Origin of the sequence: Spongiactinospora sp. 9N601 (genome assembly GCF_044326295.1) — a bacterium.
Lineage (GTDB): Bacteria > Actinomycetota > Actinomycetes > Streptosporangiales > Streptosporangiaceae > Spongiactinospora > Spongiactinospora gelatinilytica.
The window spans coordinates 88,091-103,362 of sequence record NZ_JBIRBB010000015.1 but is presented as its reverse complement, the minus strand read 5'-3'; the positions used below and the strand labels follow the sequence as shown (position 1 = coordinate 103,362).

General features: G+C 70.7%; 13 protein-coding genes. 7 read left to right on the top strand and 6 right to left on the bottom strand.

What is annotated here, in order from left to right; translation table 11 throughout:
- Positions 1–52 precede the first annotated feature (52 nt).
- Both ACH34R_RS31895 and ACH34R_RS31890 read left to right on the top strand, forming a co-directional pair.
- On the top strand, positions 53–607 hold the full coding sequence (locus ACH34R_RS31895) for an RNA polymerase sigma factor (protein ID WP_111172143.1): 555 nt from the start codon (positions 53–55) through the stop codon (positions 605–607).
- On the top strand, positions 604–1,278 hold the full coding sequence (locus tag ACH34R_RS31890) for a hypothetical protein (RefSeq protein ID WP_397565271.1): 675 nt from the start codon (positions 604–606) through the stop codon (positions 1,276–1,278). The genes ACH34R_RS31895 and ACH34R_RS31890 overlap by 4 nt, the downstream gene beginning before the upstream one ends.
- Before the next feature lie 119 nt (positions 1,279–1,397).
- On the opposite strand, the gene ACH34R_RS31885 is transcribed toward ACH34R_RS31890, so the two are convergent.
- Positions 1,398–2,813 (bottom strand): trypsin-like serine peptidase, encoded by a 1,416-nt coding sequence (locus tag ACH34R_RS31885; RefSeq protein ID WP_397565270.1) that lies wholly within the window; start codon positions 2,811–2,813, stop codon positions 1,398–1,400.
- Positions 2,814–3,310: 497 nt separating this feature from the next.
- Between ACH34R_RS31885 and ACH34R_RS31880 the strand changes: the two genes are divergently transcribed.
- Together ACH34R_RS31880 and ACH34R_RS31875 are read left to right on the top strand one after the other, a co-directional pair.
- The gene (locus ACH34R_RS31880; RefSeq protein ID WP_397565269.1) at positions 3,311–3,559 is read left to right on the top strand and encodes a DUF5302 domain-containing protein; all 249 of its coding nucleotides are present in this window, start codon (positions 3,311–3,313) and stop codon (positions 3,557–3,559) included.
- 355 nt (positions 3,560–3,914) lie between these two features.
- Positions 3,915–7,001 carry a BTAD domain-containing putative transcriptional regulator gene (locus tag ACH34R_RS31875; RefSeq protein ID WP_397565268.1) on the top strand — a complete coding sequence of 1,029 codons (3,087 nt, stop codon included), beginning with the start codon at positions 3,915–3,917 and terminating at the stop codon, positions 6,999–7,001.
- A 107-nt stretch (positions 7,002–7,108) separates the two neighbouring features.
- Here the strand turns inward: ACH34R_RS31875 and ACH34R_RS31870 are convergent, their stop codons facing one another.
- From ACH34R_RS31870 to ACH34R_RS31860, 3 genes are all read right to left on the bottom strand, one after another.
- Complete coding sequence (locus ACH34R_RS31870) at positions 7,109–7,927, bottom strand: ABC transporter permease (RefSeq protein WP_397565267.1); 819 nt, start codon at positions 7,925–7,927, stop codon at positions 7,109–7,111.
- Entirely contained in the window at positions 7,924–8,883 is a 960-nt protein-coding gene (locus ACH34R_RS31865; protein WP_397565266.1) for an ATP-binding cassette domain-containing protein, read from the bottom strand. The genes ACH34R_RS31870 and ACH34R_RS31865 overlap by 4 nt, the downstream gene beginning before the upstream one ends.
- Before the next feature lie 92 nt (positions 8,884–8,975).
- Positions 8,976–10,049 carry a WD40 repeat domain-containing protein gene (locus ACH34R_RS31860; RefSeq protein WP_397565265.1) on the bottom strand — a complete coding sequence of 358 codons (1,074 nt, stop codon included), beginning with the start codon at positions 10,047–10,049 and terminating at the stop codon, positions 8,976–8,978.
- A gap of 319 nt (positions 10,050–10,368) precedes the next feature.
- Between ACH34R_RS31860 and ACH34R_RS31855 the strand changes: the two genes are divergently transcribed.
- On the top strand, positions 10,369–10,794 hold the full coding sequence (locus ACH34R_RS31855; protein WP_397565264.1) for a PPOX class F420-dependent oxidoreductase: 426 nt from the start codon (positions 10,369–10,371) through the stop codon (positions 10,792–10,794).
- Between the two features lie 36 nt (positions 10,795–10,830).
- On the top strand, positions 10,831–11,343 hold the full coding sequence (locus ACH34R_RS31850) for an orotate phosphoribosyltransferase (protein WP_397565263.1): 513 nt from the start codon (positions 10,831–10,833) through the stop codon (positions 11,341–11,343).
- 11 nt (positions 11,344–11,354) lie between these two features.
- Here ACH34R_RS31850 and ACH34R_RS31845 read toward each other — a convergent pair whose 3' ends face one another.
- A complete protein-coding gene (locus tag ACH34R_RS31845) occupies positions 11,355–12,206 on the bottom strand; it encodes a helix-turn-helix domain-containing protein (protein ID WP_397565262.1) in 852 nt (283 codons plus the stop codon).
- Positions 12,207–13,210: 1,004 nt separating this feature from the next.
- On the opposite strand from ACH34R_RS31845, the gene ACH34R_RS31840 reads away from it, so the two are divergent.
- Positions 13,211–13,411, top strand: coding sequence for a hypothetical protein (locus tag ACH34R_RS31840; RefSeq protein ID WP_397565261.1), 201 nt, complete (start codon positions 13,211–13,213; stop codon positions 13,409–13,411).
- A gap of 989 nt (positions 13,412–14,400) precedes the next feature.
- Here the strand turns inward: ACH34R_RS31840 and ACH34R_RS31835 are convergent.
- The gene (locus ACH34R_RS31835) at positions 14,401–15,123 is read right to left on the bottom strand and encodes a DUF2625 family protein (RefSeq protein WP_397565367.1); all 723 of its coding nucleotides are present in this window, start codon (positions 15,121–15,123) and stop codon (positions 14,401–14,403) included.
- Between the last annotated feature and the right edge of the window lie 149 nt (positions 15,124–15,272).

The following is a 15,272-nucleotide window of genomic DNA, read 5'->3' as shown; positions in this document are numbered from 1 at the left end:
GCGTTCGCCCCAAGTAGGGATGTAAGGGCGGACGACGAAGGGAGCGAGGCCGGTGCGCCTCCATCAGGACCCCGCGGTCTTTGAGGACTTCTACCGCCGTCACGTGGACGCGGTCATGCGGTTCGTCGTACGGCGGGTCAGCGACCCGCATCTCGCCGCCGACCTCACCGCGGACATCTTCCTGGCGGCCCTGGACGCCGCGCACGGGTACCGCCCCGGGCGGGGCAGTGAGATCGCCTGGCTGTACGGCGTGGCGCGCAACGTGGTGTCCGCCGAGCACCGGCGCACGGCCATCGAGAGCCGGGTGACCGGCAGGGTCGCCGGGCGGCGGCTGATGGACGACGACGACGTCGGCCGGATGGAGGACCGGATAGACGCCGAACGCGGTACCCGGCGGGCCTGGGAGGCCATGCGCGACCTTCCGGAAGGCGAACGGGCCGTGCTGGAACTCGTGGTGATCGACCAGCTCACGGTGTCGGAGGCCGCCGAGGCCCTGGGCGTCAAACGGGTCACGGCGCGGGTCCGCCTGCACCGGGCCCGCCGGGCGCTGGCGGCCGTCGCTTCGCCACCGGTCGCGTACGTGGAGGGAGTCGAGGGAGAGGTATGAGCAACTTCGAGGAGCGCCTGCTCAGTGCGCTGAAGCAGGACATGATCAGCAGGTCCGAGGAGGACACGATGGCCGTACGGACACCGGTCACCCGCGGCCCGCGGTGGCGGCGCGGGTACGGCCTGGCCGCCGCGGCGGCCGGGGTCGCGGCGGTGGCCGCGGCGACGGTGACCATCGGCGGGGGGATCGGCGGGGCCGCCTTCGCGGTGACCACGGGGCCGGACGGGAACGTCGGGGTGCGGATCGACGACTTCCGCGACGCGGAGGGACTGGAGGCGGCCCTGGGGCGGGAGGGCATCACGGCGGTGGTGGACTACCTGCCCTCCGGGCAGACCTGCCGGGGGCCGAGGGGGCAGGCCGCCCGGCACTCGGGAAAGCTGACCACCGGCCTGTCCATGAGCGCCGACGGATCACTCGGTTTCACGATCGAACGGGGGCGGATCGCGAAGGGCGACACGCTGGTGCTCACCGTCTCCGCCGACGGCCCGGACAAGGCCCCGGTCTCCACCGCCCTCGAAATCATCACCGGCCCGGTCACTCCCTGCCACCCGATTCCCCTCCCCCTGCCTGAGGAGAACGACGGCGACGGCGGCGACCGCGGCCCTCGCCTGAACGAGCAGCACGAGACGGCCACGGATCCGCCCGGCGCCACGACCTCCAAGGAGGGCTGAGGGCCCCACCCGGGGCCGCCGTGGTACGCCCAGGCGGCCCATCAGGCCCGGCGACCGCCTCCCGAGCAGGGCGGTCGCCGGGCCTGCGCCCACTCCGTGGGGTGGGCAGGGGGTGGAGGTCAGGCGTTGGACACGGCGTTGTGGACGTTGGTCGCGGCGTCTCCGTGGTTGGGCGAGTACATGTAGATGTCGATCGGGTTACCGTTGCCGTCGACGTAGCGGTGGCTGTTGATGCCGACGATGTAGCCCCAGCCCCGGGAGAGCTGGAGGTCTTCCAGCCAGGGCCCGCCGCTGGAGCCGTGGAACATGTCGCACTCCATCCGCATGCGGTCGTCGGTGTCGCTCACCCGGTTGGTGTTGCCGACGCAGTACCAGAGGTCGTTACCGGTGAAGTCGGTGCGCTGGTAGCCGTCCTGCGGGTAGCCGAACGCGTGGACATTCTGGAATTCCTGCCCGAATCCGAACTTGTAGCCCTGCGAGCCGACATAGTCGGAAAGGTTGCCGTTGGTCGGCTGCGGGCTGAATGCGACGGCGGCGAGGTCGTAGGAGAAATTGGCGCTGTCCGCCCAGCCGTTGGTGGTGGTCATGTAACGCCACACCCACCGGCCGTGCGGCTCAAGTCCATTGTCCGCGTCGGGGATGAAAATGACATCGTGGAAGTAATTCGCCGTTCCGCCGCCGCCCTGGTGAATGCAGTGGCCGGCGGTCCAGACCGTGTTGCGGTTGGCGCTCGCGATGACGCTGCCCGAGCAGTAGCCGGTCGCGCCGTCCGGGCGTACGAAGTAGAGCTTGCCGATGCTGGTGGCCGGCATGGTGCCCTGCCGGTGCCAGCGCTCGGCACGCGGCCCGGCGAGGGCGGCCGAGGACGCCGCGTCAGAGGCGACCTCCGGCGCGGCCTCGGTCTCGGGCGCGGCCTCCGTCGCGGTCTCGGGGGCCTCGGGGGCGGTCTCCGATGCGGTTTCGGGGGCCGTCGCGGTCTCGGGCGCGGTCTCGGTCTCGGGGGCCTCGGGCGCGGTCTCCGGTGCGGCCTCGGGCGCGGCCTCCGTCTCGGGCGCGGCCTCCGTCTCGGGCGCGGCCTCCGTCTCGGTTTCGGGGACCTCGGGGGCGGTCTCCGGTGCGGCCTCGGGGGCCGTCGCGGTCTCGGTCTCGGGCGCGGTCTCGGTCTCGGTCTCGGGCGCGGTCTCGGTCTCGGTCTCGGGGGCCTTGGGGGTGGTTTCGGGGGCGGTCTTCTGCCCGGTCGGCGGGGTGCCCGGCGCGGAGACCGGGGCCAGGGTGTTCTCCACCTGGTCCTGGGCGTCGCGGCCGGCGGCCCCGGGGCCGGGGGCGTCGGCGGGCGGGGCCGCCGCGATGCGCTCGGCGGTCCAGAAATCGTCGATCCGCCCGCTGGTCGGCTCGGCGTTGGAGACTCCGGTCGCCGCCGCCGCGGGCGACTCCGCCCGCGCCGCGGCGGGGCCCGGCCCGAACGCCGCAGCGCCGGACAGGGCCAGGGCGGTGACGGCCAGGGCGACGCCGCTACGGCTGAATCGAATTGTCATGCGCACCCTTTCATCGGCTTTTCGCTAGCAGCCCCCCAATCGTGCTTGATCAATTACTCTCTGTAAAGGCATTTCTTTGCGCCGGATTTGCCTGGCCCACCATTTCCGCATATGCCCGTTGTTCCACCTTTTATCCAGGCACACTATTTGCCGCGACAAAGCCGTACGGGGGGCCTATTTCGCAATTCTTCGGCTATGTCACGCGGTCACAGAAGTGTCGGCCAGGTACCGGCGCACTGGACGGACGGCCCTTGGCGCGGGCCGGACCGCGCCGAGGCGCCGGAGACCGCGGAACGTGCCCGGCGGGCACCGGGCGCCGTCCGAGATCGCCGACTCCCGGAGGCCGCCGTGCTCGTGGTGGGCGGGCGGTCGGGACCGGGGTAAAGCGCGGAGTGTCATTTGTCATGACATGTTCTGCGAGCCACCGGTTCGGTCACCTCGCGGTCCGGTGGTGCCAGAATGAGAAGGCAAACACCGCCCGAGATCAGGAGGTCTTCATGGCTCCCACGCAGCAGGAACCCGAGGGACAGGAGACCGATGCCACCGCAGCCGAGGAGGCGGAGCCCACCGCCTCCGACGCCACTTCTGACGACGAGTTGAAGCGCAAGTTCCGCGAGGCGCTGGAGCGCAAGCGCAACGCGCAGGCCGACGCCAACGCCAAGAACGGCAACCGGGGCCGCTCCAAGATCGGCGGGGCGCACGGCCCGGCTTCCCAGCGTCGTTCGTTCCGGCGTAAGAGCGGCTGAGCGGCACGGTCACGCGGTGAGCATGGGCGTGCCGGGCCGCCCCAGGGACGCGAGCGCCACCCAGCACCGGGCGGCCCTCGCAGACCGCCGCGCGCCCGGCCGCCCCACGGCCGCACCCCCCGCCCACGACCAGAGCGACCCCACCACCTCCCGAGACCCTCGGCCCGACCGCCCCACAGACACGAGCACCACCGCCGCCCCGCCCGGCCGACGCACCGGCCTACCTCCTACCGACCACCAGGCGCCCTCCCCGCCCCCTCGGAAACACCTGCCCGACCACCCCACAGACCCGGGCGATGGGCCGTGGGTCGGGGTGTTGGGGCCGTTGGCGGTGGTCGGGGCGGATGGCAGGGGGGTGGAGCTGGGTGGGGCGCGGCTGCGTACGTTGCTGGTGCGGCTGGCGCTCGATCCCGGACGGATGGTCGCCACAGATGCGCTGGCCTCGGCGCTGTGGGGTGCCGCCTCCCCGGTCGATCCGGCCAATGCGCTGCACACCCTGGTGTCGCGGCTGCGGCGGGCGCTCGGGCAGCCGCACGGGGTGGAGTCCGTGCCCGGCGGTTACCGGCTCGACGTACCGCGTGAGGCGATCGACGCGCACCGGTTCGAGCGGCTGGCCGCCGACGGGCGACGCGCGCTCGACGCGGGCGACCCGCACACCGCGACGCGCGTACTGGGCCGGGCCCTGGCGCTCTGGCGCGGCCAGGCGCTGGCCGACGTCGCCGACGCCCCCTTCGCCACGGCCGCCGCCGCCCGCCTGGAAGAGGCCAGGCTCACCGCCACCGAAGACCACTACGCGGCGAAGATCGCCGCAGGAGAGGTCGCCACCGCCGTGGCCGGCCTGCGCGAGCTGGCCGCCCGCCATCCCCGCCGCGAGCGGGTCCGCGGCCTGCTGATGCGCGCCCTTTCCGCCACCGGCCAGCGGGCCGAGGCGCTGGCCGGCTACGCGGAGTTCAGCCGCGAGCTGGCCGAGGAGCTGGGCGTCGATCCCGGCCCCGAGCTGCGCGAGATCCACCTCGCACTCCTGCGCGCCGAGCCGCCCGCCCCCCAGCGCCGGCGCGGCAACCTGCGCACCCCGCTGACCAGCTTCGTCGGCCGTACCGCCGAGATCGAGCAGATCGCCGCGCAGTTCAAGGAGAGCCGCCTGGTGACCCTGGTGGGCCCCGGAGGGGCGGGCAAGACCCGGCTGGCCACCACCGTGGCCGCCGCCCTGCCGCGCGGCGCGTGGCTGGTGGAGCTGGCCTCCGTGACCGACGGCGGCGACGTACCCGCCGCCGTGCTGGCCGCGCTGGGCAACCCCACGTCCCTTCCCGCCGGCCAGGCGGGCAGGTCCGGCGGCCCGCGCGACACCATGGGCAAGCTGTTCGAGGTGCTGTCGTCCGCCGAGACCACGCTCGTGCTGGACAACTGCGAGCACGTGATCGACGCCGCCGCCCACCTCGCCGAGGAACTACTCGGGCACTGCCCCAAGCTGCGCGTGCTGGCCACCGGCCGCGAGCCGCTGGGCATCCTCGGGGAGGCGTTGTGCCCGGTCCCGCCGCTGCCGCTGCCCGCGCCGGGCGAGCCCGCCGGGCACAGTCCCGCCGTACGGCTGTTCGCCGACCGGGTGGCCGCGGTACGACCGGGCTTCGCGCTCGACGAGCGCAACACCGCCGTGGCCGTGGAGATCTGCCGCAGGCTGGACGGCCTGCCGCTGGCGATCGAGCTGGCCGCCGCGCGGATGCGTTCGCTCACCGCCGAGCAGGTGGCCGCCCGCCTGGACGACCGCTTCCGGCTGCTCGGCGGTGGCAGCCGTACCGCGCTGCCCCGGCACCAGACGCTGCACGCGGTGGTCGCCTGGAGCTGGGACCTGCTCGGCGACGACGAACGCGCGCTGGCCGAGCGCCTGGCCGTCTTCCCGGGCGGGGCCACGCTCGACGCCGTCGAGCATGTCGGCGGCACGCTCGACCTGCTGTCGGCCCTGGTGGACAAGTCGCTGGTGCAGGTCACCGAGGGCCCGCGCTACCGGATGCTGGAGACGATCAGGGAGTACGGGCTGGAACGGCTCGCGGAGCGCGGCGAGCTGGCCGGGCTGCGGGCCGCGCACGCGGCCTACTACCTGCGCCTGGCCGAGACCGCCGAGCCGTACGTCCGCAGCGGCGCGCAGCGTCCCTGGGTGGCCAGGCTGGACGCCGAGCACGACAACATGCTCGCCGCACTGCGCTGGGCCACCGAGGCGGGCGACGCCGCCACCGCGGTACGGCTGGCCGCCGCCCTCGGCATGTACTGGACGATCCGCGGCGACGGCTCCGCGACCGTGGCGCGCGCCCGGCAGGCGCTCGCCGTCCCCGGCGAATCGCCCAAGCGGGCCCGCCTGGTCATCACCGGGATCTATCTCGCCTGCCAGATCCTCTCCGGCGGCATCGAGGACATGCGGGAGGCCACCGAACTCCTCCGGCAGATCGCCGACGAGGCGGAGAACGAGGCCGGCGACGACCCGATGCTCATCCTGCTGCGCCCGCTGTTCGCGCTGTTCACCGACGACACCGAACTCGGCCTGCGGGCCGTCGGGGCCCGGATCTCCCACCCCGACCCGTGGGTCCGCGGCTCCCTGCTGTCGCTTCGCGCCGCGCTGCTGGAGAACGAGGGCCGGATGGCCGAGAGCCGCGACGACCTCGTCGCGTCCGTGGCGGCGCTGCGCGAGGTCGGCGAGCGCTGGGCGCTCAGCATGACGCTGACCTCGCTGGCCGAGACGCACTCGGTCTTCGGGGCCTTCCCCGAGGCCGTCGCGGCGCTGGAGGAGGCCATCGCGCTGATCCGGGAACTGGTCCCCAACGCGGACGCTGGGCACCAGCGGGTCTGGCTGGCCAGCACCCGGATCAGGCAGGGCGACGTCGAGCGCGCCCGCGCCGAACTGGAGGCCATCGTGGCCCCCGGCAACGACGAGACCTCCTCGCACAACGTCGCCTTCGCCCTGCTCAACCTGGGCGACCTGGACCGGCACGGCGGCGACCTCACGGCGGCCGAGCGCGCCTACGCCGAAAGCCGCCGCCTGCTCACCGAGGCCCCGTTCGTGCCGCCGCAGTTCCACGCGCTGCTGCGGACCACGATGGGCCAGCTCGCGGTCGATCGCGGCGATCCCGGTACCGCCCTCGCGGAGGCCGGGAAGGCGTTCGAGTACGCGATGTCGGCCAAGGACATGCCGGTCGTGGCCAAGGTCGCGGTGCTCGTGGCCACCGCAACGGCCGCGGGCGGCGACCCGCGCCGCGCCGCCGAGCTGCTGGGCGCGAGCGAGCAGATCCGCGGCGCGCCCGACCTGTTCAACCTCGACGTGGCCCGGCTCACCGAGCGGCTGTCGGCCGGCCTCGGCCGCGCCGCCTACGAGGCCGCGTACGCCAAGGGCCGCGCCATGTCCCGCAAGGACACCCTCGCCCTGGTCCAGGGCGTCCGCGCTCAGCACGCTTAGCAGAGGTCGGTGGCGGGCCGGTCGGTGATGCGCTGGGACACCGTCCGCCGCAGTCCCTATATGGCCCCTATTGGCCTCTATATGTGCCCCTATATGGTCATTGCGGGTCATGCCTTGCGGCGGTAGGCCCGGACGGCGAGCGGGGCGAACACCGCGAAGAACACCACGCTCCACCCCAGCGTCCAGAGCACCGGCGCCACCACCGGCCCGCCGACCATCAGCCCGCGGGCCGCGTCCATCACATGCGACACCGGGTTGACGCCCACCCACGCCTGCAACCAGCCCGGCAGCGTCTCCTTGGGCGCGATCATGCTGGTCCCGAAGGTCAGCGGGAACATGGTGAGGAACGCCACGCCCTGCACACCGCCCGGCTCGCGCATCAGCATCCCGAACAGCACGAAGATCCAGCTCACGCTGAACGCGAACACCATGGTCACCACGCAGGCCAGCAGCGCCGACAGCGGATCGGTCTGCACCCGAAAGCCCATCAGCGTGCCGAACAGCAGCAGCGAGACGATCGCCACCAGGTACCTGATCAGGTCGCCCGCCACCGACCCGAGCAGCGGCGCGGACCGGGCGATGGGCAGGCTGCGGAACCGGTCGAAGACGCCCTTGGCGATGTCGGTGTTGAGGTTGACGCCGGTGGCCATCCCCGCGAAGATCACCGTCTGGACCATGATCGCCGGAAGGATGTGCTGGAGGTACGCCTCGGTGGACCCCGACACCGCGCCGCCCAGCAGGTAGACGAACATCACCAGGAAGATCAGCGGCTGGAGGGTGACGTCGATGAGCTGTTCCGGGGTCCGGATGGTCTTGATGATGCTGCGCCTGGCCAGCGTGTAACTGTGCCTGATCAGCCCCAGCGGGCGCGGATCCGTGGCCGGCAGCGGGGCCTTGGCCATGGCGCGGGTTTCCGTGACGGTCACGCCGCCTCCTCTTCAGTGGTGTGGCTTCCGGTCAGGGTGAAGAAGACCTCGTCCAGGCTGGGCAGGCGCAACGACAGCTCGGTGACGCCGATACCGGCCGCCGCCAGCCGTCCCACCACCTCGGTGAAGGCCGCGTCGCCGTCCACCGGGACGGTGATCACGCCCCGGCCGGGCGACTCGGCCCTGCGCCCGGCGACCGCGCTCAGGATCGCCCCGGTCTCCTCCAGCCTGGCCGGATCGGTGGGCCGCACCAGGATGGTCTGGCCGCCCGCCACGCTCTTCAGCTCCGCCGGGGTGCCGTGCGCGATGACCTTGCCGTGGTCGATGACCGAGATCTCGTCGGCGAGGGCGTCGGCCTCCTCCAGGTACTGCGTGGTCAGCAGTACCGTGACACCGTCCGCGACCTGCGCGCGGACCATGTTCCAGACGTCGTCGCGCTTGGCCGGGTCCAGGCCGGTGGTCGGTTCGTCCAGGTAGATCACGCTGGGCCGGCCGACCATGCTCGCCGCCAGGTCCAAGCGGCGGCGCATGCCGCCCGAGTAGGTCTTGACCCGCCGGCCGGCCGCCTCGGCCAGCCCGAACTCCGCGAGCAGCGCCTCCGCCCGCGCCTTGGCGTCCTTGCGGCGCAGGTCGAGGAGTTCGCCGATGAGGACCAGGTTCTCGGTGCCGGTCAGGTCCTCGTCCACCGACGCGTACTGCCCGGTCAGCCCGATCATGCGGCGCACCCGCTCGGCATGCCGCACGACGTCGAGCCCGCCCACGGTGGCGCGGCCCCCGTCGGCGCGCAGCAGCGTCGCGAGGATGCGCACGGCCGTCGTCTTGCCCGCCCCGTTCGGCCCGAGCACGCCAAGTACGGTCCCCGGCCTGGCGGCCAGGTCGATCCCGTTGAGCGCGACCGTATCCCCGAAGCGCTTGGTCAGACCCTCCGCCTCGAAGGCGGGGGCAGATGTGCTCATGCCTGTCGTCATGCCGCATATCGTGCGCGACCGCGCTGTCAATCCGCGCACAGTCCGCTGTCAGCCCTGACATACCGCTGACAGCGGCGGTCTCACCAGGCGGGTTGCCCGAAGTCGCCCGGGTCGCGGAGCGTGCGGGCCGTGCCCTTTTCGAGGTCCACGCAGATCAGCCATGGCCCGTGGGTGGCGAGCGCGTACCGGCCGGTGCCCTCCAGGGCGAACCGCTGGAGCATCCCGCCGCCTGGCAGCCTCAGCCGGACGAGCGTACGCGACTGCCCGCCGCCGCCGGCCGGGATCGTCGCGATCTCGTGGCCCTGCGAGTAGATCAGCGACCCGCCGCCGGCGGAGTAGGCGACCGAGCTGAGGAGCGGCATCCCGTCATGTGGTTTGACGATCGTGGACGCGGCGATCAGGTCCGTCTCCGGCCGGGCCGGGTCGAGGACGCCCAGCCCGTGCCGCGACGCGGCGAACGCGAGCCGCCGCCCGTCCGGAGACCAGGCCAGGCCGCTGATCATGATCGAGCCGCTGTTCCAGTCCCGGCGCTGCCCGGTCACGACATCGACGATGGAGACCCTGTCGAAGTTGGCGAACGCCAGTCGAGATCCGTCCGCGCTGAGCGCGACCTTGTACGCGTCGTCCACGTCGCCCGGGACGAGCAGCGTCTTCGCCGCGCGGCCCTGGTCGTCCAGCCGTACGACGATGTACCGGACCTCGCCCCCGGGACGGGTCAGGGTGGACACCGCGAACGTGCGGTTGTCCCGCGCGGCGGCGACGTACTGCCAGGACGTCGTCACCCCGGGCGGCAGCGGAATCTCGGCGATGAGCTTCCCGGTCGCGGCGTCGTGTACGGCGGGGCGGACGAGGGTGTGGCTGGACGGCTCCTTGGCCCGGCCTTTGTAGTGCGCGATGGGCGAGCGTCCGGCCACGATGAAGCGTGGCGGGCCCGTGGGCGGCAGGGGTGTGCCGGTGGCGTACGGCTCCGCGAGCGAGGACGCCAGGACGGGCGGTGGCGGCGGCAGGGCGGACATGCCGGTGGCGGGGATGCGCGTGGCGTCGGGGCTCATCGTGTCCGGCAACAGGGACGGCGGCACGGGGCTCGGCGCGGGCGGCGCGGGAGGCGCGGGCTCCGGAGTCCCGGTGATGACCCCGACATCGGGCCGGGGCACCGGGCCGGGCGTCTCTCTGTGCGGTATCCCCGGAACCGGCGTCCCCGAGGCGTCGGGAGGCAATGGCAGGGGCGACGGAAGGGGCGACGGGGCCGTGGTGGCGGCCTGACGAACCATCGGCACGGCGACCCGCTCCGTGCCACAGGCCCCGGCTAACAACACGACGGCGACAAGGCCCGTCGTCGTGACGACATTTCTCGACATGTGTTGATCATCATGTCGAACGCGGCCGGCCGTCAACGCGATGCCTTCCCCCTGCCTTCCCACTGCCTTCCCTCGGGTTGACCTCCACCAAGGTTGAGGTTGAAGAGTGGTGACCATGTCCTTCACCGAAGAAGAGATCGCCTACATGCGCTCGCAGCCGCTCGCCCGCCTCGCCACCGTCTCCCCCGACGGCCAGCCGGACGTCGTCGCCACCGGCTTCGAGTACGCCGACGGCCACATCTACATCGGCGGCATCGACCCGGCGAAGACCCGCCGGGTCCGCAACGTACGGTCCGGCCAGACCAAGGTCTCGTTGGTCATCGACGACCTCGCCGCCACCGACCCCTGGTCCCCCCGTTTCATCCGCATCTACGGCACCGCCGAACTCGTCGACCGGACCGGCCACCTCGGTCCGGGCAACTATTTGCGGATCACCCCCACCATCTCCTGGAGCTGGAACCTCGCCGGCCACCCCGTCGCCACCGCCACCGACGCCAAGACCGCCTCCCTCCACCGCACCGTCCACACCGCTGCCGCCTGATCTCCAGAGGTGTGGCATGCTGTCGCGGTGAGTACGGTGGATCTTGCCCGTCGGGTTCGCGAGTGCAGCCGGCTGAACGGCCGGTTCGTCTTGCGTTCGGGGCGCGTGGCCGACGAATACTTCGACAAGTACCGGTTCGAGGCCGACCCGATCCTGCTCGACGAACTGGCCGAGGCCATGGCCCCCCTGGTCCCCGCAGGCACACAGGTACTCGCCGGCCTTGAAATGGGCGGCATCGCGGTGGTCACCGCCCTCGGCCGGCACACCGGCCTCCCCTGCGCCTTCGTCCGCAAGACCGCCAAGCCGTACGGCACGGCCCGGCTCGCCGAGGGCGCCGAGATCAACGACCGCCAGGTCCTGGTCATCGAGGACGTGGTCACCTCCGGTGGCCAGGTCGCCATCTCCACCGGCCAACTGCGCGAACTCGGCGCCCGAATCGACCACGCCCTCTGCGTCATCGACCGCCAGGAGGGCGGCCCAGAGTCCCTGGCCGCCCACGGCATCCACCTCCACGCCCTCCTGACCCGCACAGACCTCGACCAAGCCTGACGATCCTCACGTCAAAACCGCACCTTCCGGACGACAAGCCCCTTGCTCGCCCAGGGTTCCGGCGCATGCGGGCCTTCGGCGAGCCGTTCCAACCAGCGAATCTGATCGGCGAAATACGCGTGCGCCGCCGTACCCTCGCCGAAGGTGAGGATCGGGCCCTGTGTGCCGCGCTTTCCGTGGCCGTAGAGCATCACCCGGCAGACGTCGTCGATCTCCTCTATGGCGAACGAACAGGGAAAGTTGTAGAGGTACACCCGCAGTTCGGGCGCTCGGGCGGCGGTCTCGTGCAGGGGGCGCAGGATCTCCCGGACATACCGGGCCGGGTCCTCCATGGCCGCCTCGGCGGGCTCGATCCGGTACCGGTCGCGACGGGAGTCGCAGTACGGGTCCATGACGAAGATCTGGACGGGAACCGTCGCGGCCTTGGCCTCCAGCAGCGGCAAGATCCGCTCATGCCCGTAGAAGTTCCTGGTCAGGCCGAACAGGTTGACGCGTTGCCCGGCCGCTTCGATGCGCCTGACCAGGTCGGCTTCGGACTCTTGACTCGTGTACGGGAACGCGTCCAGGATGCCCATCCGCTGTAGATGATCGACGTCTACTGGGCTGTGGTCGATCCCGAACCCGAGGCGATCGGGCCGAGTGCGGTACAGGCGGCAGAGGTACTCGATCCGCTCATCCCCAGGCCGTCGCTCGCCGTGCTCCCACCTGCACAGCGTGGCCTGGTCGATCCCTGGTGGAGCCAGCCCGTCCGACTGGTAGAGCATGTCCAACCGGGCGCTCACCTCGGGGCGCGTCCATCCACTCGCGAAGCGCCATGCCTCCAGGGGCATGACATCCGGCACTGCGGCCAAGATCCTGTTCACCGTCTCCTCGACGGCAAGGCCCCGCCGAAGGCCATCGAGCATGATTTCTCGGGCATGTCGTTCGATTTCCCGACGACGACTGCTGGTCGGCTTATGGCCCATAGGTTGCCTCCCTACGTCATCTCCATTGTCGCCAAACGGAAAAGCCGCTTCCGCGAAACTCCATTGTCGGCGATTGACGTGGCGCGTCAACATTCATCTGCAGCGGGGGTGAGCAGCGAGAAGAGGTTACCTATGCGACTTTTAGCAAAAGGGGCAAAGCCGCCGGAGCGGCAACCTTACCAGGGGGCTACATATTCCTACGCCGCCGACTCGAAATGCTTGATCCCGCAGGCGTGGCGGCATATAACACGACTTCCCTTATGCGCGGCGAACCCGACATCGCCGCATTACCGGATCACGGCCCCCGGCACACATCGATGTACGCCGCCTTCCCCATGCCCCGAGGAACGGGCTCGGCCTCCCGCGCATCCTCGTGCCTGGTGGCACCACCCGCAGGCCCCGCTTCCGACTCCCACATGGTGCACCCTCGCGACGGAGGATCATGTCACACGTCCCACCTGACAACGATGTCCTCCGCCGCGCACTGCTCCCTGCCTCCGGCACCCCAGCCTCGCCCGCAGGTGACGATCTGCTGGCCGTGTGGGAGGTCGAAGCCGGCGAGCGCAGCATGAGCGGCGTGACCGACTGCGAAGTCGTCGCCGAAAGGACCATGATCGGCGCCCTCGGCGCCTTCACCGAAGGTCGTGGCCGCGTACGGTACGCACGGCTCGTCCTTGCTCCCCGAGGGGCCATCTACAACTACCAGTACGGCACCACACTCGTCACCGCACACCGCCGAGACGGGATCACCATCGCTGTGGCCGGGGACGCATGGGAGGCCACGCCGTGGTCGACCACGCCGGCAGGCCACCATCGCATGCGAAGCCCCGGTACCGCTCGTGCGCCAGACCGCAGTCCATCGGCACGCCTTGCCGGACCGAACGCCTTAGCGATGAGGTCATGTGACGACCAACGACAAGGCCAGGCAGCAGATCCTGGCCACCTATCGTGTGGTCCCTCTTCCTTCCTGGTGGCCAGATGCCGATATCGAGCCGGACCGGTGGATGGCGGAGTGGCACGCGCTGAATCGTGCGCGTCAGGCCAAAGCTCGACGTGAACGACGAGTACACCTGTGGGGCGGCAACCAAGATCGCTATACGTAGCACTCGCCGTGGAGCGAGCCGGACGAGCGGCTGTGCGACCCTGACACGAGGTGCAGGCCCATCAGTGGGAAAGTGAGCGTGTGACCACCGAAGATCGCGAGAACGGGCAACGCCTTTTCCTGCGGCGTATCCTGGCCGAGGGAGCCGAACGGCTCGGCGTCACACTGTCCGGCGATGTGGTGTTCGGCTGGCGGGACCGTACCATCGGATCGGCCGCACTTGGCCAGGGCGGCCGGTTCTGGCTGCGGGCGACCGCCGAACACCACGACTGGGCGCAAGGCGAAGCCTGGAACGGCAACGCCGACGCTGCCGACATCACGGGCGTCCCCAAGCCCACCCTGATCGAACGCGTGGAATGGAGCGAGCCGCCTGTTGAGATGTACGCCGAGTTGATGACGTACGTCCCCGACACATCGTGCTCCCCCACCGCCGATCTGCGCAAGGCCATCACGCTGCCCAACGCCTGGTGGACGGGCCTGCGCACAGCCCTGGACGCCCTCGCCGGTCACCCCACCGAACGGGGCGACCACGACGCCGACGCCTACCTACGCGAACTCGGCGACACCTACGAGCGTCAGCTGGACCTTCCGGCCCCGGCGATGTGCACCGAGCACACAGACCTGCACTGGTCCAACCTGACCAGGCCACGGCTGTGGATACTCGACTGGGAGTACTGGGGCCGCGCCCCCGTAGGGTTCGGCGTGGCCACCCTCTACCTGCACAGCCTCCTGGTCCCCGACGTCGCCACACGGGTCCACGATGAGTTCGCCGACCTACTGAACTCACCGACCGGCCAGGTGTCGCAACTCGGCACGGCGGCGCACATCCTCAGCCGGTCGTACCGCGTGGACGACTATGCAGAGTTGCAGCATCCCGTACGCAGTCGGCCGCTGTTGCGATCACCTCGCCATGCTGACAGCCCTGACCAACAAAAGATCGCCACCGAGGAAACGCCTCGAACCTTCGCGGCCGGACCCCGACCACCGAGGTCATACGTTCCCGAGAAATCCAGGACTTTTCAGTCCGAGTTTCCGGCAGAAGTCAATGTTCAGGCGGAGCAGTTCACTCATCGGGACTGCCCTCCGGCTGGTGCTCGGCAGGTCGGTATGGGCTTCCTTCGACCACAGGAAAGGGTGAACGGCGATCCCCTGGGCGAGCGTCAGTACCGAAGCCTCGGCCTGCCAGCCTGGCCAGCGCAGACCGTCATAGAACTCCTCCAGACGACCGGACAGCAGCCAGTTCACCCACGTGCCATAGCCCATCTCCAGCGCTTCCCACTCCAAGGACTCGGGAGCGAAATAGAGCACTTCTCCGGGAGCGCCCGGGCGCTCAGCCGCACCCGGATCGTGGCCGTTCAGCGCGAAGACCCCACCGAGAATGTCCTGTCCCACGATCAGGCCATCGATGGGACGCCATCCCGGATCGAAAACGGCGGGAAAGCGATTGATCTGAGCCAGGCTGGGCAGCGCGTCAACACCGGTCATCGACGAGCCGCCGAACACCCGCAGCCATCCGCAGTCCAGGATGAGTCCGCCGGAGTGCAGGGCCAGCGCACCAAGGTACGACTCCACACTGACCTGGAGCTGTAACAAGCAGGAACGACCTTGCTCGGGATCGCCGGCAAACACCTGCAGCGGGACGGATGTGGTTGCGAATTCCTCCTGCAACAGCGGCCATGCCGGGTCGTTCCCATCGATCAGTTCATGGAGCATCCGCATCTGCACATCGTCGCACCGCGCGCCTCTGTAGGGCGGATGAGAGTGATCTTCTCGCAGCCTCGATGAGCATGTCCCCCCTCAGCTCCACGGACCATCCCTCGCGCCCGCAGCAAGAACACCGCCGAGAGCCTGTCCCCCAAGGT